At 35.0% G+C, this 20,806-nt stretch carries 19 protein-coding genes; 13 read left to right on the top strand and 6 right to left on the bottom strand.

What is annotated here, in order from left to right; translation table 11 throughout:
• Window positions 1-229 precede the first annotated feature (229 nt).
• From rho to purS, 3 genes are read left to right on the top strand one after another with little or no spacing between them, the layout of a single operon-like run.
• Window positions 230-1,843, top strand: a complete 1,614-nt coding sequence (gene rho, locus C8N28_RS04620) for a transcription termination factor Rho (RefSeq protein WP_132221972.1) — start codon at window positions 230-232, stop codon at window positions 1,841-1,843.
• A 13-nt stretch (window positions 1,844-1,856) separates the two neighbouring features.
• Entirely contained in the window at window positions 1,857-2,555 is a 699-nt protein-coding gene (pssA, locus tag C8N28_RS04625) for a CDP-diacylglycerol--serine O-phosphatidyltransferase (RefSeq protein ID WP_132221974.1), read from the top strand.
• Window positions 2,552-2,803, top strand: a complete 252-nt coding sequence (gene purS / locus C8N28_RS04630) for a phosphoribosylformylglycinamidine synthase subunit PurS (RefSeq protein WP_132221976.1) — start codon at window positions 2,552-2,554, stop codon at window positions 2,801-2,803. Before pssA ends, purS begins: the two co-directional genes overlap by 4 nt.
• Window positions 2,804-2,882: 79 nt before the next feature.
• Here the strand turns inward: purS and folK are convergent, their stop codons facing one another.
• The gene (gene folK / locus C8N28_RS04635; protein WP_132221978.1) at window positions 2,883-3,386 is read right to left on the bottom strand and encodes a 2-amino-4-hydroxy-6-hydroxymethyldihydropteridine diphosphokinase; all 504 of its coding nucleotides are present in this window, start codon (window positions 3,384-3,386) and stop codon (window positions 2,883-2,885) included.
• A 122-nt stretch (window positions 3,387-3,508) separates the two neighbouring features.
• On the opposite strand from folK, the gene sppA reads away from it, so the two are divergent.
• From sppA to C8N28_RS04655, 4 genes are all read left to right on the top strand, one after another.
• Window positions 3,509-5,275 (top strand): signal peptide peptidase SppA, encoded by a 1,767-nt coding sequence (sppA, locus tag C8N28_RS04640; protein WP_132221980.1) that lies wholly within the window; start codon window positions 3,509-3,511, stop codon window positions 5,273-5,275.
• A gap of 6 nt (window positions 5,276-5,281) precedes the next feature.
• On the top strand, window positions 5,282-6,970 hold the full coding sequence (locus C8N28_RS04645; RefSeq protein WP_132221982.1) for a DNA polymerase/3'-5' exonuclease PolX: 1,689 nt from the start codon (window positions 5,282-5,284) through the stop codon (window positions 6,968-6,970).
• A gap of 4 nt (window positions 6,971-6,974) precedes the next feature.
• Window positions 6,975-7,796, top strand: a complete 822-nt coding sequence (locus C8N28_RS04650; RefSeq protein WP_132221984.1) for a glycosyltransferase — start codon at window positions 6,975-6,977, stop codon at window positions 7,794-7,796.
• Between the two features lie 69 nt (window positions 7,797-7,865).
• On the top strand, window positions 7,866-8,588 hold the full coding sequence (locus tag C8N28_RS04655; protein ID WP_132221987.1) for a glycosyltransferase: 723 nt from the start codon (window positions 7,866-7,868) through the stop codon (window positions 8,586-8,588).
• A gap of 144 nt (window positions 8,589-8,732) precedes the next feature.
• Here the strand turns inward: C8N28_RS04655 and C8N28_RS04660 are convergent, their stop codons facing one another.
• Window positions 8,733-9,506, bottom strand: coding sequence for a glycosyltransferase family 2 protein (locus C8N28_RS04660; protein WP_221410188.1), 774 nt, complete (start codon window positions 9,504-9,506; stop codon window positions 8,733-8,735).
• 97 nt (window positions 9,507-9,603) lie between these two features.
• Between C8N28_RS04660 and C8N28_RS04665 the strand changes: the two genes are divergently transcribed.
• Entirely contained in the window at window positions 9,604-10,083 is a 480-nt protein-coding gene (locus C8N28_RS04665; RefSeq protein WP_132222564.1) for a SixA phosphatase family protein, read from the top strand.
• A 12-nt stretch (window positions 10,084-10,095) separates the two neighbouring features.
• Here C8N28_RS04665 and dprA read toward each other — a convergent pair whose 3' ends face one another.
• The 3 genes from dprA to C8N28_RS04680 are packed head-to-tail and all read right to left on the bottom strand — an operon-like array spanning window position 10,096 to window position 12,999.
• Window positions 10,096-11,217, bottom strand: coding sequence for a DNA-processing protein DprA (gene dprA / locus C8N28_RS04670; protein ID WP_132221991.1), 1,122 nt, complete (start codon window positions 11,215-11,217; stop codon window positions 10,096-10,098).
• A 3-nt stretch (window positions 11,218-11,220) separates the two neighbouring features.
• Window positions 11,221-11,856, bottom strand: a complete 636-nt coding sequence (gene rsmG, locus C8N28_RS04675) for a 16S rRNA (guanine(527)-N(7))-methyltransferase RsmG (protein ID WP_132221993.1) — start codon at window positions 11,854-11,856, stop codon at window positions 11,221-11,223.
• 18 nt (window positions 11,857-11,874) lie between these two features.
• Complete coding sequence (locus C8N28_RS04680; RefSeq protein WP_246012748.1) at window positions 11,875-12,999, bottom strand: glycosyltransferase; 1,125 nt, start codon at window positions 12,997-12,999, stop codon at window positions 11,875-11,877.
• A 129-nt stretch (window positions 13,000-13,128) separates the two neighbouring features.
• On the opposite strand from C8N28_RS04680, the gene tgt reads away from it, so the two are divergent.
• From tgt to C8N28_RS04705, 5 genes are all read left to right on the top strand, one after another.
• The gene (gene tgt, locus C8N28_RS04685) at window positions 13,129-14,259 is read left to right on the top strand and encodes a tRNA guanosine(34) transglycosylase Tgt (RefSeq protein WP_132221995.1); all 1,131 of its coding nucleotides are present in this window, start codon (window positions 13,129-13,131) and stop codon (window positions 14,257-14,259) included.
• Between the two features lie 15 nt (window positions 14,260-14,274).
• Complete coding sequence (locus tag C8N28_RS04690) at window positions 14,275-15,357, top strand: LptF/LptG family permease (RefSeq protein WP_132221997.1); 1,083 nt, start codon at window positions 14,275-14,277, stop codon at window positions 15,355-15,357.
• A gap of 10 nt (window positions 15,358-15,367) precedes the next feature.
• Window positions 15,368-16,267 (top strand): DMT family transporter, encoded by a 900-nt coding sequence (locus C8N28_RS04695; protein WP_132221999.1) that lies wholly within the window; start codon window positions 15,368-15,370, stop codon window positions 16,265-16,267.
• Between the two features lie 516 nt (window positions 16,268-16,783).
• Complete coding sequence (locus C8N28_RS04700; protein WP_132222001.1) at window positions 16,784-19,639, top strand: TolB-like translocation protein; 2,856 nt, start codon at window positions 16,784-16,786, stop codon at window positions 19,637-19,639.
• A gap of 31 nt (window positions 19,640-19,670) precedes the next feature.
• Window positions 19,671-19,961 (top strand): LapA family protein, encoded by a 291-nt coding sequence (locus tag C8N28_RS04705; protein WP_132222003.1) that lies wholly within the window; start codon window positions 19,671-19,673, stop codon window positions 19,959-19,961.
• Here the strand turns inward: C8N28_RS04705 and C8N28_RS04710 are convergent, their stop codons facing one another.
• Window positions 19,962-20,789, bottom strand: coding sequence for an alpha/beta hydrolase (locus C8N28_RS04710; protein ID WP_132222005.1), 828 nt, complete (start codon window positions 20,787-20,789; stop codon window positions 19,962-19,964). It abuts the gene before it with no gap.
• Window positions 20,790-20,806 lie beyond the last annotated feature (17 nt).

Here is a 20,806-nt window from a genome sequence, read left to right on the forward strand (position 1 = left end):
TATCAAAATGTAAGGTTTAAGACGATTTTTTTCAAATTAATTTTTGATATTCCAATTCTTATGCATAGAATTGTGGCGTAATCTCAAAATTACTCAAAGTCGAGAAAAATCAATATTATCTTAGCGCTTAGAAGAAATAAAACATTCAAAACAAATCTATTGAAGAAATAGATGCAATAGAACCCTATTTTAAAATAGCATAATCCGATTTATTTATAATAATTATTTGATGGATATTACTGAATTGAACGCAAAGCTCGTGTCTGAGCTACGTGAAATTGCCAAGTTGATTGGTATAAATGATGCTGATAAGCTACGCAAGCAGGATCTTATAAACAAGATCGCTGCAAATGAGCTTGAGCAAAAACCTACCGAAACGATAGCTAAAACAGAAGAAAATACAGAAGAAAAACAAGAGAACGATTCCTCTGATAAACCTCGGAAGCGTGTTCGTCTTACAAAATCTGCTCAGCCTATTACAGACACTAAACCTCATAAGCCAGCGTCAACTCAAGGCAGAAATCCTTTTAAAACAGATTCTACACTTAAATCAGACGCTGTACAAGACAAACCTTTACACGCTGAAGCTACGTCAGAAGAAGCTATAAAAGTTCAAAGGCCGGAAAGAACAGAGAGAACAGAGAGAACAGAGAGAAAACCAGCAAATAATCCATCAATAAATAAAGGTGATTCTGGTACAAGTAGTTCTCCTATTACAAACCTCGATTTCGACAATGTTATCGCTAATGAAGGTGTTTTAGAGATAATGCCGGATGGATATGGTTTTTTAAGATCATCAGATTATAACTACCTATCATCACCAGACGATATTTATGTATCACAGTCACAAATAAAATTATTCGGACTCAAAACCGGAGATACAGTACGAGGAAGTATTCGCCCTCCAAAAGAAGGAGAAAAATATTTCCCATTGGTACGTGTAGAAGCTATCAATGGTCAAAATCCAGCCGATATCAGAGACCGTGTCCCTTTCGACTATTTAACTCCTCTATTTCCAACAGAACGATTTAAATTATACAATGGACCTGGAAACTTTTCTACCAGAATAATAGATTTATTTACACCTATTGGAAAAGGACAACGTGGTTTAATCGTAGCCCAGCCAAAAACGGGTAAAACAATGCTATTGAAAGATGTAGCGAACGCAATTGCAAAGAACCACCCTGAAGCTTATTTAATAATTCTGTTAATTGATGAACGACCAGAAGAAGTTACAGATATGGCTCGTAGCGTCCGCGCGGAAGTTGTTGCTTCTACATTTGACGAACCGGCAGAGCGCCACGTAAAAATCGCAAATATTGTCCTTGAAAAGGCAAAAAGAATGGTTGAATGTGGTCATGATGTAGTTATACTATTAGATTCCATTACACGTTTAGCTCGTGCCTATAATACAGTTGCTCCTGCTTCAGGTAAAATCTTATCGGGTGGTGTTGATGCAAATGCCTTACATAAACCAAAACGCTTCTTCGGAGCTGCAAGAAACATAGAAAACGGAGGTTCTTTGACTATATTAGCAACAGCATTAATTGATACTGGTTCTAAAATGGACGAAGTAATCTTTGAAGAATTTAAAGGTACTGGTAACATGGAACTTCAACTCGACCGTAAATTATCTAATAAACGAGTGTTCCCAGCTATTGATCTTACTGCCTCTAGCACGCGTAGAGACGATTTATTACTCGATAAAGAAACATTACAACGTATTTGGGTACTACGCAATCACCTTGCTGATATGAATTCAAGTGAATCGATGGAATTCTTATTACAACAAATGCGTGGAACACAAAGCAATGAAGAATTCTTAATCAGCATGAACCGCTAATTATAATCTTTCAATGATTGTAAAACACATCCCCAATGCCATTACATCCCTTAATTTATTGAGCGGTTGCCTGGGAGTTGTTTTTGCCTTCGATGGTAATTTAAAATATGCGGGGTATGCTATTTTAATAGCCGCATTCTTAGATTTTTTTGACGGAATGGCTGCAAGGCTATTAAAAGTAAGTTCTCCGATAGGAAAAGAACTGGATTCTCTTGCTGATATGGTAAGTTTCGGATTCTTACCAGCAGCTATACTGTATCAGCTTATTACACAATCGTCAGGAATTTATGATGGAAATGAATGGATCAGGTATCTGGCATTTCTAATAGCTATTTTCTCTGCTCTTCGATTAGCAAAATTCAACATAGACACCCGTCAAAGCGATAGCTTCCTTGGTTTACCAACACCTGCTTGCGCATTGGTAATTATTTCTATCCCCTATATTATTGAACGAGGTGGATTTATAGGCTCAATTTTTCAATCATCACTAAGTCTGGTTATTCTAGCGTTTGTTTTAAGTTACCTTTTAATTGCAGAATTGCCCTTATTATCTTTAAAATTCAAGAATCTACGCTTCTCTGAAAATCAGTATCGTTATATTTTGGTAGCTTTGGGAATTATATTGTTTGCATTTTTTAACTTTGCAGCAATACCATTAATTATTCTAATATATATTCTATTATCAATAATTCAATTTAATATTAAAACATGAAGTTCATCGCAGAAATAAATGTAATGCCTTTAAAAGAGATTCTAGATCCACAAGGTAAGGCCGTTGCAGGAAGTATGAAAAATCTAGGTCTTTCAAACATTAAAAACGTTCGTATCGGTAAACATATCACGCTGGAATTAGAAGCAGAAAATGAAGCTGCAGCGCGAGAATCTGTGGAACAAGCTTGCAAGCAGCTCTTAGCAAACCTTATAATGGAAAGCTATGAATTTGACTTAAAAGCAATATAAATCCATTTATATAAAAAAGGGGAGGCAGAGCTTATACAGTTCAGTCTCCCTTTTTTAATAACATCCCATATCATAGGTGTTATTCTCTATCTCCTCTTTTAGATGGCAATTTAATCACCTTTAAAGGATCATTAAGTTCTGCTAGAAGCTGTTCGACTGTTTTCAGTAAAACAGGATGTCTGTATTCAGAAGCGATTTCTGCTAACGGAACCAAAGTGAATTTTCTTTTATGGATATAAGGATGCGGAATTATCAAATCAGGATCATCTAAAACCATTTCATTATAAAATAAAATATCAATATCAATTAAGCGTGACTCCCATCGCATCTGCCGAGTTCTGCCAAGATCGCTTTCAATTTCATGAATCGTTTTCAATAATTCATGCGGAGTTAAATCAGTAGTTACACATAGAACCTGATTTAAATATGATGGCTCATCTTCTCTACCCCAAGCCGCTGTCTCATAAAGAGCTGAATATTTTATTACATATCCTATCCTTTCTTCAATTTCCTTAAATGCATTAGATAATTGGCTAAAACGATCACCCAAATTAGCTCCCAAAAGAAGATATATCGTACTCATATAACAAAGCTATTAATTATAAAACAGCAGCCATTATTTTTGTAAATTTGATTTTTTAAATATCTGTAACACCAACCCCTTATAATCATCTAAACTTATAGATAATTAATAATTAAAAATAAATGAATTCATTTTTCAAATATGTTCTAGCAACTATAGTCGGTATAATCGTAGCTTTTTTCTTGATTATATTCATATCGCTAGGCATTATTGGTGGTTTAGTTCACTCTATAAACAGTGATGAGTCCGTCATAGTAGCTGACAACTCTGTCCTTACCATTTCAATTCCATATACAATAGATGAACGTACAAATAAAGGTATATTAAATAGCATTAGTTTTGCTGGCCTTGATAATGACCGAATTGGATTAAACGATATCCTGACACGTATTAAAGTTGCAAAGACCGACGATAAAATTAAAGGTATCTATCTAGATCTAAGCTCTGTTACAAGTAGCTTCGCCACATTAGAAGAAATAAGAAACGCTTTAGAAGACTTCAAAACATCTAAGAAATTTGTAATCGCTTATAGTGAATATTATTCTCAATCCTCCTATTATTTAGCATCTACTGCTGATAAGATCTATCTTTATCCAGAAGGCTTACTTGAATTTACCGGACTATCAAGCCAATCTATTTTCTTTAAAGGAGCACTGGATAAATTAGGAATTGAAGCACAAGTCATTAAAGTTGGAACCTATAAAAGTGCTGTAGAACCCTATATTCTTGACAAAATGAGTGCTGCAAACAAAGAACAGGTTACTTCATTCTTAGGGTCTATCTACTCTCATTACTTAGACAAAATCTCTTTAAGTCGCAAAATACCAGCTGATTCATTATTTAATATTGCGGATAAGTTTAAAGTACAGGATGCCAAAGACGCTGTAACTTATGGATTGGTAGACGCTACCAAATATAAAGACGAAATACTGGCTGAATTAAAATCAAGATTAAAAATTGAGAAAGATGCTAAAATAAACTCCATTTCCATTGAAGATTACAACGTTACAGATCAAAGTTTACCCAAAAACTCAAAAGATAGAATTGCTGTAGTATATGCAGTTGGAGAGATCGTTTCTGGCGAAGGTAATGACCAACAAATCGGTTCTGAGAAAATTTCCAGAGCAATACGTACTGTAAGAGAAGATGAAAAAGTAAAAGCTGTTGTATTACGAGTTAATTCGCCGGGAGGAAGTGCCCTTGCATCTGACGTCATTTGGAGAGAAGTAGTATTGACCAAAGCTGTTAAGCCTATTGTTGTTTCCATGGGAGATTTAGCTGCATCTGGAGGCTATTATATTTCTGCTGCAGCCGACTCTATTTTTGCACAACCTAATACAATTACAGGTTCAATTGGAGTATTTGGAATAATACCAAACTTCCAGCGGTTTTTTAATGATAAATTGGGAATCACATTTGATGTAGTCAAAACAGCAGAATTTGCAGATTTAGGAGCATTTAATAGACCTCTAACAGCCCAAGAAGAATCAATCATTCAACAAAATGTAAATAAGATTTATTATACATTTACACAGAATGTAGCCGACGGGCGCAAAAAAGAACGGAGTTATATAGATAGTATTGGCCAAGGCCGGGTATGGACCGGAACACAAGCTATCGAATTAGGACTAGTCGATCGCATCGGAGGTATAGAAGATGCCATTAAATCTGCAGCAAAAAAAGCAAACATACAAGAATATAGCTTGGTGAACTACCCTTCTCAAGATGACCCATTGAAAGCACTATTTAATAGATCTGGCAGACAAATAAGCCTTTGGTTTACAAAACAAGAAATGGGTCTCGCATTTCCGGTTTATCAACAGGTTAAAGAAACAATGCAGCAAAGTGGTATCCAGGCAAGAATACCTTATACCATCGATATTAAATAATTTATTATGGATAATAAAGCAATCGCTCGTGAATTCAAACTACTTTCACAATTATTGGAATTTCATGGTGAAAATAGCTTCAAAATAAGAGCCATTGCTACAGTGGCCGATAAACTTAGAAAGCTTCCTTTTGATATTACATCAAAAACACACGAAGAATTAAGCGAAGTACCTGGAATAGGTAAAAGCTCGGCTCTCAAAATTAAAGAGATTTTAGATAACGGAAGTCTTAAAGAGTTAGAAGACCTAATACAACAAAGCCCTCCCGGCATTATTGCTCTATTGAAAATAAAAGGAATTGGTCCAAAGAAATTAGCTGTTATTTGGCAAGAACTAGGTATCGATAACTTAGGTGAGCTATGGTACGCATGCAAAGACGATAAGATTTCGAAACTTAAAGGCTTTGGGCAAAAAACTCAAGATGAATTGAAATCTATCGTTGAGTTTACCATGGAGAACCAAGACAAATTCCGCTATGCTGATATAGAGCCTTTTGCAAATGATATTTTACATAGCCTAAAAAAGCATCTGAAAGAAGAGTCGCTAGTTTCATTTACCGGGCCTCTGCGCCGTTGTTGTGAGATACTTGAAACAATTGACATTCTTGCATCTAGCACTAAAGATGAATTAATCAAGTGGGTCAATCAATCAAATATTATTACGGATATAAAAGAGAGTGACAATCAACTACAAGGTACACATCAAAGTGGTATTAAGACAATCATTCATTGCTCTAATAAAGAAAGTTTTTATGCACGTTTAATTGAAACGACAGGCAATGAAAATCATTTAAAGGGATTAGAGGAGAAACTAAATATCGAAATCCCATCTTTAGAAAGCGAAGAAGCTATTTATAAAAAGGCAGGACTAAGCTTTATTCCGCCAGAATTACGTGAAGGATTGAATGAAATAGAATTAGCCTCTCAAAATAACATTCCTAAATTAATTGAATACAGCGATTTTAAAGGCAGTTTACATAACCATAGTTTATGGAGCGATGGTGTATTCTCTATCGAAGATATGGCCATTTATAGTAGAGATATACTTAAATTAGAATACTTTGGTATATCGGATCATTCCAAAACCGCTGTTTATGCCAATGGACTAAGCACCGATCGGGTTATAGCTCAATGGAAAGAAATCGACTCATTAAACAAAAAGCTTGCACCTTTTAAAATCCTTAAAGGCATTGAGTCAGATATATTGTCGAATGGCTCTTTAGATTATCCTAATGAAATTCTAGCAGAATTCGATTTCGTTGTTGCATCCATCCATGCACAGCTTTCTATGGATGAAAAAAAAGCTACTACTCGTTTAATTAAAGCAATCGAAAATCCGTATACCACCATTCTTGGTCACCCTACTGGTCGACAGTTATTAGTTCGCAGAGGTTATCCTATAGATCATAAGAAAGTAATCGATGCCTGTGCGGCGAATGACGTTATCATTGAAATCAATGCTAATCCTCTACGCCTTGATATAGACTGGCGATGGGTACCCTATTGCCTTGAAAAAGGAGTTACACTTTCAATCAATCCAGATGCGCATCATGCCTCAGAACTCAATTATTTAAGATACGGACAATTAGTAGCCAGAAAGGGTGGCCTCTCTGCTGAAAACTGTTTAAATTGCCTTTCTTTAGAGAAAATTGAGCTGCAGTTAAAAGCCAGAAAGGATAAAAATCAAGGTATTTAAATCAATGGATCAGATTACAATAAGCCTGATTATTTCAGTTTACAAAAACATCAAGGACTTAAAAGTAATTTTGGATAACCTTCACTATCAGACACACCTTCCTGATGAAATTATTATTTCCGAAGATGGCAACAGTTCTGAAATGAAGCTATTTATAGAAAATTATTCTATTGATATTCCTCTTGTCCACCTTAGTCAGGAAGACAAAGGTTGGCAAAAGAATAAAGCATTGAATAATGCTATTATAAAAGCGAAATACGAATACCTAATCTTCATTGATGGAGATTGTGTGCTTCACACTAAATTCATACAAAATCACCTATTACTTTCAAATCCCCAACACATATTAGCAGGAAAAAGAGTAAAATTAGGCCCTACTTATAGTGAAAAACTATCTAATATAAAATTGCCAGAATTTCAAAAAAAGATCATTCCAGAAGCCAGAAAGCTTTTAAAAGACAATGCGACATTCTATGAAGAAGCTATATATATTCCTCTTAACCCTCTTACGAAAATAATCATTCAAAAACTGGGAATCAGCAGCATTAAAGGTTGCAATTTTTCATGCTATAAAACCGCAATCCTAGCTATCAATGGTTTTGATGAAGACTACATTAAGCCTGCAATTGGAGAAGATCATGATTTAGTTTGGCGCTTTGAAGGTTTGGGCTACAAAATAGTATCAATTAAACATTTTGCAGTTCAATATCATCTATATCATAAAGAAAACTGGTCCTCTCAGGAAGAAAACCTAATCTTACTAAAACAGAAACAAAAAGCGAAAACATTCATCTGTTTAAATGGGATTAAAAAAACTCACTCCTAACCTTCTTTGCTGAAAACTACTCATATACACTTATGATTTAAATATAAATAAATACTTAAGTTTGTATTTATGACAGAAAATAAGCTTGAAGCCATTATTGTAACGCCTGTTAAAAATTCAATTAACACAACACTCGATACAATTAAAACGATCTCTAATTCCCGATCAACAATACATCACATTGTATATAACGATTTCAGTGATGAAGAAACCAAAAGGATACTAGAGGAGAGCAAAGAAAAATACAACTTCGAGCTAATTAATTTAGAAGACATTACAAGCAATCCTTCTCCAAACTATAAACTGGTATTACAAGATGCTCAAGCAAAAGCTCTGCAACATAATGTACCATTCATTGTAGTTGAATCTGACGTAAAAGTAAATGAAGACACCTTTGAAAAGATGCTCGATTTTGAAAAGATTCACTTAAAATCCGGATTAATTGGAGCAATTACAACCGATGAATCTGGAGATATTAATTTCCCTTATCTAAAATTTAAAGGAGAAAAAAGAGCAATTATTGAAACAAAGAGAAGTCTGAGCTTTTGCTGCACTTTATTAACATTGGACTTTCTAAAATCTTATAGCTTTTCAAAGTTGGATCAATCTAAAGACTGGTATGATACTTTTCTTTCTACAAAGGCATTAGAATTAGACTTTAAAAACTATATTTTACTGGATACACCTGTGCTTCATTTGCCTCATGGTAGCAGACCATGGAAAAAGCTTAAATATACCAATCCAATTAAATACTATTTCTTAAAGCTTATAAAAGGAAGAGATAAGATATAATCTTGCTTTACACAATAGAGCTGTTAAAGAACTATTCATGCGCTATGTCTGCGCTTTTTTGGCTCTTTAAGCACAGATATACCGCTGGAAGCTTTCTATTGGTATTCATGAATGTAAAAGAAGGTGCGTCACATGAAAGAGTGACTATTTAAGTAAACCAAACATTCTTAAAAAAGTATTATATTTTCTAGAGTGAGTGCGCTGAATCCTTAATGGACCATTCAATTGCTTATAAATAAAGTCTTTGTGTTTTCTATTTATATAGGCAATAATCTTTCCTTTTCTCTCTTTAGTCATTCCCTTTCGCCTTGAATTTGTTCTGATTCTATAATAAAATCCGGTGATTGGTAATTTAATTACTTTACCCCCATTCTTCAACATCGTTATCCAAAATTCCCAATCCTCTCTTCCCCATACCATATCTTCAGAGTAACCTCCACACGCTTCCCAGTCTTTTTTTCTATATAAAGCACTTACAAATATCATATTATCAAGTGCTAATCTTTTTAAACTAAACGGTTTCAGATTCCACTTTCCTTCCTTTTCACCGAATTTTTCAGCATCACAATAAACAACCTTCACCTCCGGATCAAATTCGAACACTTTAACTGCTTCAGAAATATAATCATTCGAAATAATATCGTCTGAATCTAGAGGCAAAATATAAGTCCCATTTGCTTTTCTTATACCATGATTTCGCGCTACCGATGGACCTTGATTAAGTTGAGAATAGTAAAACACGTTCTCATATTGACCAGATAAACGTTTACACACCTCATCCGTATTATCAATAGAACCGTCATTAACTAATATAATCTCAATATCAGGATGAATGGAATTTAATACAGAATTAACCGTTTCTTCAATAAAAACAGCTTGATTATAACAGGGTATAACTACACTTACTAACTCAGACACAATCATTCTTTAAATTAACAGACCAAATATACAAAACACAATTCTATAAACACTTTCAGGCATGATTTTGGAAGTAGGTGCGAATAAAGAAATAACAATGATCAAAGATCTTTTTTTAATACGACACGCAGAATCCAACCATCCTTCAGGAGTAAAAGATTTTGACCGCCCATTAAACGACAAAGGTTATATGGAGGCAAGAGAAATGAGTGATAAATTAGCGAATTATAAATTACAGCCTGAATTATTAATTAGTAGTCCTGCAAAGCGTGCTTTAAGTACTGCGACAATTTTCGCTGAGAAGCTTCATATACCAGCCCATCAAATCCAACCTGAAAATATGATTTACGAGGCAAACGCTTCGTTATTACTTCCCATCATCAACTATCTTCCCGAACAATATAACCGGGTTGCTCTCTTCGGTCATAATCCCGGGATTACAGAATTTGCAGGTTACCTTAGTGGTACCTATATTCGAAATATTCCTACTGCTGGAATCATTCATATTAGATTTACAACAGAATGGAAAATGATAAGCGCAGGATCAGGAGAAATAAAATGGGAAGCAAGCACTTAAGCATGGATAGTATTAACTATTGAAAGATCGGTAGATCTTTCCTGGCATAGTCATAATCAAGCCCTTCATTTCCAGTTCTAAAAGAACAATTGCTAACTTGCTCTGCTTTTCACCTGCCAATTGAGCTATTTCATCAATACTTATTGGCTCTTTCTCCCGAATAAGCTTATAAATATTCTTTTCAGCATCATTTAAAGAGACGGCTAATTGTAATTGAGCAGTACTTGATTTTTGACTATTCAACTGCCAATCCATCAAATAACCTAAATCTTCAGCTCGCGTAATAAGATGGGCTCGATGGCTTTTTATTAAAAGATTACAGCCGGCAGAATATTCCAAATCAACATTGCCTGGAAAAGCACAAACATCTCTGTTATAGTTATTAGCAATTTCAGCAGTTATCAACGCACCGCCACGAATAGCAGCTTCTACTACAACAATTACATCTGCCATACCTGCTATAATCCGGTTTCGTTGAGGAAAATTCTGCCGATCCGGTCGAGTATTAGAGGGATATTCAGACAAGAGACCTCCGTTATCTAACATTTTAACAGCCAGATTCCTGTTTTTATTTGGATAGATTTGATCAAGTCCATGTCCTAATACCCCAACAGTAGGCACATCATTCTCAACACTTATCTTATGAGCATAACTATCGATACCATAAGCTAAGCCACTTACGACCAATACATCGTCATAGCCACTTAATGCTTCCACCAATTCTTTGCAACGATCTCTTCCATAATGGCTCGCATTTCTCGTGCCTACAATACTTACGATTCTCGCAGAATCCAAATTAGCATTACCGCGATAGTAAATTAACATAGGAGCATCTACACATTGCTTTAATCGGCGAGGGTATTTATCATCTAAAAATGGTAAAATTTTAATCTGATGTTTATCAGCAAATTCAATCTCTTTTTCGGCACGCTCATAGGCAGCAGACTTACCGTTCAAAATCTTTGCAGATATTCTTTTACCAACGCCGCTAATAGATTGTAATTCTCCAGAAGATGCTTCAATAACTGCTTTAGGAGAACCAAAATGATTCACTAAGTTCCTCTGTGTAATAATACCTACACCTGGGATAAAATTAAGTGCAAGTGCATCAACCAAAGAGGAATCAACAGCCATAACTTAAGTAATAGGAATATGAAGAATGTATTTAGTTTCGAAAAAATCTTCAGAAAAATAGGCAGAAATGGGTATCAGTTCTGGCTTCAACCCCGATTCTTTTATTTCCTGAGCCAGGTCTCCTCCTTTTAAATAAAGAATTCCATTGGGAACAGCATTAATGGAGTCCTTTTTAACCTTATTCCTCACCCAAGGATAAAAATCTTTTAACTGTGTTACTGCTCTGGAAACAATAAAGTTAAACTTTCCTTCTATAGATTCAGCCCTGGCATGGATTCCTTTTACATTTTTCAAACCAATAGAGTTGGCAACTTCATTTACTACCTTTATCTTCTTTCCAATAGAATCAACAAGAACAAATTCGGTTTCCGGGAATAAGATAGCAAGGGGTATGCCTGGAAAACCTCCTCCTGTTCCTACATCCAATACCCGCTCTCCTGCTTTAAACTCAATATATTTAGCAATTGCTAAAGAGTGAAGAACATGTCGCAGATATAAACTGTCAATGTCCTTTCTTGAGATCACATTTATTTGTGAATTCCAATCCCTATAACAATCATCAAGAGCATCAAACTGTTGTTTTTGCAGATTTGTCAAATTTGGAAAATATCCATAAATCAATTCAGAAGGTTTTTTCAAAGCAAAAATATTAATTGATCATTTCCAACGTACTTCTCGCTTAAAAAGTGAGAAGAAACCATTAAAAGCAGTATAAAAGTAGAAAAATATATCCAACAGAGGTGTGAATAACAATAAATCTAAAACTTGTAGTTTTTTCATGGCAGATCTATAAATCAGCATCTGAACTATCAAACGAACAAAATAACCTGCAGCCAGATATAGCCTATATTCTGGGTATAGAAACATACCTGCTATGAGAAAGATGTAAAAAACAACAGCACTCGATATTTGCATTGATAACATCCACTTATGTTTTCCTTTATAAGCTTTTGAGGCTCCATGATGACGAGCCTTTTGTAAAGAATAAGAAGAGTAACTTATTTTCGGTTCACTCCAAACCTGAGCATCAGGGTGAATACAAATGGTAGTATTCTTCTTAGTTGCATTCTGATTCACAAATAAATCATCATCTCCAGAAAGAATATGCATATGAGAAGCAAAACCTTTTCCTTTAAAAAACAAATCTTCAGAATAAGCCATATTTCTACCTACTCCCATATATGCATTGCGTTTTAACGCATAAGAAAGATAACTTATAGCTGTATGGAAAGTCTCAAAACGAATAAACTTATTTAAAAACCCTGGTAACTTATTATAAGGTGAGTATCCAAGTACGATTTCTTTATTCTTCGAAAATGAATTCCCCATATGCTTTAGCCACTGATCAGATTGAGGTTTGCAATCTGCATCCGTAAAAACCATTAATTGATTCTTAGCTCCCTTTATACCGATAGTTACAGCAAATTTCTTCCCGTGTTTAAAACGAGCATCTTCTTTTAATGTAACTACATTTAAATGTGGATACCGTTTACTTAAATCCTTTAACACCCATTCACTATCATCCGAAGAACAATCATTTACTAAAACGACTTCAAAATCTGGATAATCTTGATTCAATATACTCTCCAAATTCTGTTTAAGATTCTCTTCTTCATTCTTAGCGCAAATAACGACAGACAAAGGAGGAAATAAAGCATCCTCAGGCAAATCTTTAGTTTTATATACTGCAAGCTTTCTATACACAGCAACCAAAAACCAAAACTGTATGATCCATGCAAGTCCAGCAACAGCAAGAGGTATATAAATAAAATATGAATCCAAAATCAGATAAATTTAATAAGAAAGCCCAAAGATAAACATGTAAATACAAATACTTGTAAGTATTACCATTAATGAGCAAAGCCTTTTAATTTTTGTTATTTTTGCAAGCTTATAAGACATCGTTCATTCATGAAGTTTACCCTTAAAGCAAAAGATCCAAATAGCAAAGCACGTTTAGGTGAAATAGAAACCGCCCACGGCAATATTCAAACCCCGGTATTTATGCCAGTCGGTACTGCCGGCTCAGTAAAAGCAGTGCATCAAAGTGAACTTTTAAACGATGTCAAAGCTCAAATAATTCTAGGAAATACTTACCATTTATACCTCCGTCCGGGTTTAGATATAATCCAAAAAGCAGGAGGTTTGCATAAGTTTAATAGTTGGGACAAACCACTCTTAACAGATAGTGGTGGCTTTCAGGTCTATTCGCTGACAGAAGTTCGAAAAATAAAAGAAGAAGGAGTAACTTTTCAATCTCATATTGATGGATCGCGACATCTCTTTACGCCCGAGCGTGTAATGGATATTCAGCGCATCATAGGTGCCGATATTATCATGGCATTTGATGAATGCACTCCATACCCATGCGACTATTCTTATGCTCGCAAATCAATGGATATGACCCATCGCTGGCTAAAGCGTTGCTGCGAACGATTTGATGAAACTGAACCTTTATATGGTTATAGTCAAAGCCTGTTCCCTATTGTTCAGGGATCCGTATATAAAGATTTACGAGAAAGGTCAGCCGAGAAGATTGCTTCTTATAACCGAGAAGGAAATGCTATTGGCGGATTATCTGTTGGAGAACCCGCTGAAGAGATGTATGCGATGACAGAAATAGTCTGCAATATACTCCCAGAATCTAAACCGCGTTATTTAATGGGTGTAGGAACACCTGTTAACTTACTTGAGAATATAGCTTTAGGGATTGATATGTTCGACTGTGTGATGCCTACAAGGAATGCAAGAAATGGAATGCTTTTTACAAAAGAAGGAATCATCAATATAAAAAACAAGAAATGGGAGGATGACTTTTCACCAATTGATGAAAGCAGTGATCTTTTCTCAGACCGTTTATATTCCAAAGCTTATTTAAGACATTTAATACGATCAAAAGAAATACTAGGCGCCCAAATTGCTAGCTTGCATAATCTACATTTCTACCTTTGGTTAATGGAAGAAGCTAGAAACCATATTGCTGACGGAACATTCTATAATTGGAAAAATAAAATGACTAAAGTATTAGACCAAAAGATATAAAACATCAGATACCCAATGAAATTAACCATCATAGATAAATATATCATTAAGAAATACCTGGGAACCTTCCTGTTCACGATGGCTATTTTTACGGTGGTTATGGTAATTTTTGACGTATCCGAACGCTTAGATGATTTTCTGGAACATAAAGCTCCATTATCAAAAATTGTCTTTGAGTATTATGCAGGTTTTATTCCCTTTTACTTAAACTTTCTTTCACCCCTCATCAATTTTATTGCAGTCATCTTCTTCACAGCTAAAATGGCCGATCAAACAGAGATCGTTCCAATCTTAAGTGGAGGAATGAGTTTTAATCGCTTTCTACGGCCCTATTTCATCTCGGCTTTCCTGATCTTCATAGTAACTTTCGCTTTCAATCTTTACATCATACCCAAAACAAATAAGCTAAAAATAGAGTTCGAAAATATATATGTAAAACCTAAAGATAGCAACACGAAGAATTCAACTCATATGCAAATCGATCCAAATAGCTTTGTTTATATCGAAAGCTTTGATAATGATCGAAAGACTGGTTATAATTTTGTTTTAGAAGTTTTTGATGGACAAGAGCTTAAGAGCAAATTAATTGCCGATCAAATAACATGGGACTCAGTCAAAAATAACTGGACTATCCTCAATTATACCATACGGAATATAGACAGCCTAAAAGAGGAAATGATCAAAGGAGCCTCTAAAGATACGACCCTGGATATGAGTCCAAAAGACTTTGAAGTCTACGATAACATCTTCGATGCGATGGATATAAGTGAACTAAATACACGCATCGAGAAAGAGAAAATGAGAGGGACAGGCTACATGGTAAATCTGAAACTAGAAAAGTTCAAACGGTTTGTTTATCCCTTTTCTGCATTTGTATTAACGCTCATGGGTGTTGCACTTTCTTCAAGAAAGGTCCGGGGAGGCATTGGCCTAAGTCTAGGTATCGGTATTGCGCTTAGCTTCACTTATATCCTATTTATCCAATTTGCCAATATGTTCTCCTTAAAAGGCGGACTACCCCCTTTAATAGCTGTTTTAATACCCAATGTTCTTTTCGGTATCCTAGCAATATACTTAATGATAAAGGCACCAAAATAATAATAACATCATGTTTAAAGGCATATCCAAAAACACATGGTTGCTTCATGTAACGGTGCTTATTTGGGGGTTTACCGGAATTTTAGGAGTATTAATTAATACCTCTGCTCTCCATCTTGTATGGTATCGGGTTTTAATTGCCGCTCTATCTTTATTGATCTATCTTTTGATTAAAAAAAGATCCATAAAGGTCACTAAAAAACAGCTTATTCAATACACTCTTACCGGTGGTACAGTAGGTCTACACTGGGTTCTTTTTTTTAGTTCCATCAAGCTTTCAACGGTGTCAGTAACACTGGTTTGCTTATCCTCCGTAACGCTGTTTACTGCCCTCTTGGAACCCATCATTAAGAAGCAAAAAATTGCAGGAATAGACATCATTACAGGGCTTATAATCATCTTCGGAATCTACCTCATATTTGCCTTCGAAACCAAATATCTTCTAGGTATTATTCTTGGAATACTTGCTGCATTTATTGCCAGTATTTTCTCTATTGTCAACTCCAATTTAGTCAGTAAAGGTAGTGCTACATTGATTGGATTTTATGAAATGTTCGGAGCATTTTTCTGGATTTCATTATTTATGCTCATCACAAATCGCTTTGACGAGGGACTTATTCTCCAGCAATCCGATCTATTATATTTAATTCTTCTGGGCACAATCTGTACTGCTACAGCCTATGTCTTAGCCATCGCTGTAATGAAAGAATTGAGTGCTTTTACAGTAGCCCTCGCCACCAATTTAGAACCCATTTATGGAATCATATTAGCTCTAATATTCTTCGGTTCTGAAGAAAAGATGAGTACAGGTTTTTATGTAGGCGCCTGCATCGTATTAGGTACTGTTCTATTATACCCATATTTCAAAAAAGCCTACGAAAAGAGGAAATTCAAATCACTGCCATTTTAGCAGCTATTCATTAAATCAAAATCTTAATTCAAATTCCAGCGCTAAGAATAGCGAGGAAGATCCTTGTATAAAACAGATTAGTTTTATATGCTGAGATTATTGTTCTACAGAATAAGATATCTGACAATGAAACTTTCCAGAGGTAATATTATAAGTAAACAATGTGAGAGCAAAAACCATCAATAGTACTTTTCACAGACTTTATGAATTCTCAGATATAAAGTAGCTGAAATCAAATACCCTTCTATACAAATACAATTATATTCTCTAATATTTTTTCAATCCATTTTTCAGAAGATTACAAAAACTTAGTGTACATTCGATCTGCTTTTCAAAGAGAATAAAAAGAGTCCTAAAAATATAGTAAATGACAGATTTAGCTCATTATTTATACTTATTATCTATAATATTAGTATAATCTATAATTATATATATATCATATAATCAACATTATACAAACATCATATATAGTATAACTTAAGAAAATAAAACACATAATACTACATATATTAGCATATGACAATTACCGTTAATAAAATATCGAATTATCTATTATCAATCAGTAACTTATGTGTAATTATATTAACTATTAGTTCCCATACTGTTTTTGCCCAACTTATTAATACAGACCAAGCCCCACCTAGTGTAAAATGGAGCCAAATTAATGAAGAGTCTTTTAACCTCATCTACCCTATTGGACTTCAATATGAGGCTCAACATGCTGCAAACATCTTAAAAAATCAGGTTCAGTATATCAGCTCTGATCTTGGTATTAAACCAAGAAAAATTACTATCATTCTTCAAAATAGAAATGTAGAAGGAAACGGATATGTTCAACTTGCACCACGAAAGTCTGAACTCTATACAACTCCTCCCCAAAAATCAGATCCATCAGACTGGGTACAAAACCTTGCTATTCACGAATATCGTCATGTAGTACAGATTGACAAACTGACAGGAAATATCCATTTTCCTCTGGAAGAACTCGGCTTCGCATTTTTTGGGATTGCTTTGCCAACCTGGTTTTATGAGGGCGATGCCGTACTTACTGAAACTCTATATAGCAAGGGAGGACGTGGAAGAATTCCATCTTGGGAGATAAATTTGCGTGCAAATATCCTTGAAGGAAAAGATTATAGTTATCAAAAAAACTACCTGGGTTCTTTCAAAGATATTACACCAGGATACTATCAATTAGGTTATTTCCTTACAACCAAATTAAGGAGAGATTATGGGGAAAATATAACAGATAGTCTCCTCACCAGAATTGCCAATAATCCATTAAGATTATATAACTTCTCAAAATCTTTAAAAAAACTAACTGGTTTCAAAAGCCAAGAATGGCACGAACAAACTCTATCCGAATTAAACGATTTATGGCAACAACAACAAGCCGATTTACAACCAAAAACCTATCCAACTATTAGCCCTATTGAAAGTAAATTCCCAGTAAATTTTAGCAACCCGCAAATTGATAATCGGGGTCATATTTTAGCCCTAAAACAAACCCCCGAAAGGGTAAATGCTATTGTGGAAATTAGCAGCAATGGAGGCCTCAAAGAACTCATAAAAACAGGTCGTCAAAGCGACCCGGACTTCTCTTATTCATCCGGTAAATTAACCTGGAATGAAGTACAAATTGATGGGCGTTTTAAGCTCAGAAGTTATTCTGTAATTCACATCTATGACATTGAAACAAAAACTCATTTTCAGCTAACCAAAAAGAGCAGACTTTTTAGCCCCGATTTAAATACAGACGCCACTAAAATAGCAGCCGTAGACATAGATTTAAGCAACAAAATCTCATTGGTTATTCTAGATGCTAAAACAGGTGAAGAAGTTCTGCGTATCGCTTCACCACAAAACCAAATGCTATCTTCACTATCTTTTGAAGAAAACAATAAAGTATTAGCAGTTACCCGGACAGCTGAAGGGACTGGTATTATTGAATTCTCTTTAACAGATAAAAGCAGCCAAATCCTAATCGACAAGCAAACTCAGGAAATCAAGTCACCCAGTTACGCTAATAATAAAATTATATTTCAAGCTCATTATAATGGGATAGATAACATTTATTCACTCAACCCGCTTAACCTGGAAATCACTCAACTAACAAACGCAAAATACGGAGCATATGATCCTTACTATGATTCAAAGACCAATCAAATTTACTTCTCTAATTATGATGGGCGCAATTATACCATCAGCCGTACCTCAATAGAAAATACAAGCGAAACACCTCTTTCAAAAATCAATGACACCTTTATCAGCTATTTTAAGCCCCTACAAGAGCACGAGCATTCAAAAACAACGATTGATACCTCCTTTCAAGAGATATTCCCTCAGAAACCCTATAAAGAGGTCAATTATCTGGTCAACTTTCATAGCTTGTCCATAAATGACGGAAATTACGATGATCTTGAAAATTACAAACCTGGATTATTTTTACTATCAAATAATCTAATGAATACCATGGCAGCCAAAATTGGAGCCACTTACGATCCCGACCTACATGGTCTAAACTACCATGCAGAAATACAATATAATCGCTACTTTCCAAAAATCACAATTGCCTATAATAACAGATCTCAATTAAGCAATCTCCGCAACCCAAAAGATTCTAAACTCTATGCAGTCCGCTGGCGAGAGAACTTTACGCAGTTTAAGGTAGAACTTCCATTATCTTACAATCGATTAAATCAAAACTATTCCATAAAATTCCAAGTCGCCAGCTCTTATACCAATCGTTATAACTTAGATAATGTGCTTTTCGATAAAATCCTTATTAAAAATGTCCAATTCCCTATGCACTATCAACTCTCTTTAGGAAGGAACTCACGCTACAGTTCATTAGATTTAGCTCCTAAATGGGGTCAAAATATTTCAATAGGATACAGCGATTTCCCTTTTTCCAATATAAGCGGAACTCGCTTCTTTCTACAATCAGCACTTTACTTTCCTGGCATTTTACCAAACCATTCCAGTCAGCTTCGTTTTAATTACCAACATGGTGAAGGCATTCTGGCCAACAGCAATGTAATTCAAATGGTAAGCGGCTATGATCAGCTTCGACTAACACAACCAACAAATACCTTCTTTATAAATTATAAATTCCCATTTGCCTATCCAGATTTCGAAATAGGTTCTCTGGCTTATATAAAACGATTAAAAGCGATTCTATTCGCTGATTATGAAAATATCGGAATAAACAACTCCTTCCAGCCAAGAACCTTTGGTGCTGAAATCCGGGCTGATATGAATCTCTTCAGATTCCTCCTTCCTAATTTTGATCTGGGAGTAAAAGCAATTTATATTAATGAGAATAATCCAAAGCGATTTATTTTCCAATACAGTTTGCGATATTCTTATTAGAATATCTATTTTAGCTTAAAAATAAACTCATATGCGTCCTAAAATCATCTTCATTGTCGTGATCACAGTATTGGTAACCATTATTCTAATGAATAATACCGATACAGTTACATTTTGGATCTTTGGTGACGTTCAAATCCCAAAACTGACCATCTTAGGCGTTTTATTTGCATTGGGATTTCTTGTTGGATTTATAGCAAGAGGAAAAAGAAAACGTCTGGAACAAGAATTTACAATAGAAAAGGTGAACCCAGCCCAGCCGAATGATCCCTATCTGGATTCAAGCGATGACAACTACTCAGATGAAGATTACATCAGATAACTAGCTAGCGCTTTCAGCCTTTTTAAAATATTCATTCATAAACAGTATCTGATAAAGAATAGAGTTAGTCCAGTAAGGCCAATTATGTGCACCCGGCTTAACAAGATAGGTATGAGGGATATTTCTTAAAAGCAATTTATCATGTAATTCTTCATTTACTGCATAAAAAAAATCAGAGGTTCCACAATCTATCATGATTTCAAGCGATCCGGGTGTAAGTAAATGAGTTAAATTAATTACCGTATTTTCCTCCCACAGACTGGAGTTTTCAGCATAACTTCCTAAACGCTTAGCCATATCCCAATTTAATGGAAACGGACGTATATCAACTCCGCCTGATGTACTTCCTGCAGCACCATAAACATCCTGGTGCTTAAAAGCCAGGTATAAGGCTCCATGCCCACCCATACTTAAACCTATAATAGCTCTACCCTCTCTGCCTTTACGAGTCTTAAGATTCTGATCAGCCCAGCTAACCAGCTCTTTTGAAACAAATGTTTCAAATCGAAAAGCAGGATCCACCGGACTATCCCAATACCAGCTGCCAAATCCGCCATCCGGGCAAACAATAATTAATGAATATCGATCTGCTAATTCTTTAATTACTGGAGCCTTATTTACCCAATCACTATAATTTCCACTATAGCCATGCAGTAAATAAATCGTTGGAAACTCCTTTTTGGAATCATAGTCAGCAGGTAAAATAGTAACGGTTTTTATATCACGGTTCATTGAGGGGCTAAAAACAGATACAGTATCCACTTTTGCAGCAAACGAAACATTTGATAATAGAATAAAAAATAAAATAGTGTAGACAATGCGTTTCATATTTTTCGATTTAATCT

The sequence above is a fragment of the Albibacterium bauzanense genome, assembly GCF_004339765.1.
Taxonomy (GTDB): domain Bacteria; phylum Bacteroidota; class Bacteroidia; order Sphingobacteriales; family Sphingobacteriaceae; genus Albibacterium; species Albibacterium bauzanense.

Excerpts from the sequence above, each read along its gene's own strand:
- rho (WP_132221972.1), top strand. The coding sequence starts at position 230 with ATGGATATTACTGAATTGAACGCAAAGCTCGTGTCTGAGCTACGTGAA.
- pssA (WP_132221974.1), top strand. The coding sequence starts at position 1,857 with ATGATTGTAAAACACATCCCCAATGCCATTACATCCCTTAATTTATTG.
- purS (WP_132221976.1), top strand. The coding sequence starts at position 2,552 with ATGAAGTTCATCGCAGAAATAAATGTAATGCCTTTAAAAGAGATTCTA.
- folK (WP_132221978.1), bottom strand. The coding sequence starts at position 3,386 with ATGAGTACGATATATCTTCTTTTGGGAGCTAATTTGGGTGATCGTTTT.
- sppA (WP_132221980.1), top strand. The coding sequence starts at position 3,509 with ATGAATTCATTTTTCAAATATGTTCTAGCAACTATAGTCGGTATAATC.
- C8N28_RS04645 (WP_132221982.1), top strand. The coding sequence starts at position 5,282 with ATGGATAATAAAGCAATCGCTCGTGAATTCAAACTACTTTCACAATTA.
- C8N28_RS04650 (WP_132221984.1), top strand. The coding sequence starts at position 6,975 with ATGGATCAGATTACAATAAGCCTGATTATTTCAGTTTACAAAAACATC.
- C8N28_RS04655 (WP_132221987.1), top strand. The coding sequence starts at position 7,866 with ATGACAGAAAATAAGCTTGAAGCCATTATTGTAACGCCTGTTAAAAAT.
- C8N28_RS04665 (WP_132222564.1), top strand. The coding sequence starts at position 9,604 with ATGATCAAAGATCTTTTTTTAATACGACACGCAGAATCCAACCATCCT.
- dprA (WP_132221991.1), bottom strand. The coding sequence starts at position 11,217 with ATGGCTGTTGATTCCTCTTTGGTTGATGCACTTGCACTTAATTTTATC.
- tgt (WP_132221995.1), top strand. The coding sequence starts at position 13,129 with ATGAAGTTTACCCTTAAAGCAAAAGATCCAAATAGCAAAGCACGTTTA.
- C8N28_RS04690 (WP_132221997.1), top strand. The coding sequence starts at position 14,275 with ATGAAATTAACCATCATAGATAAATATATCATTAAGAAATACCTGGGA.
- C8N28_RS04695 (WP_132221999.1), top strand. The coding sequence starts at position 15,368 with ATGTTTAAAGGCATATCCAAAAACACATGGTTGCTTCATGTAACGGTG.
- C8N28_RS04700 (WP_132222001.1), top strand. The coding sequence starts at position 16,784 with ATGACAATTACCGTTAATAAAATATCGAATTATCTATTATCAATCAGT.
- C8N28_RS04705 (WP_132222003.1), top strand. The coding sequence starts at position 19,671 with ATGCGTCCTAAAATCATCTTCATTGTCGTGATCACAGTATTGGTAACC.
- C8N28_RS04710 (WP_132222005.1), bottom strand. The coding sequence starts at position 20,789 with ATGAAACGCATTGTCTACACTATTTTATTTTTTATTCTATTATCAAAT.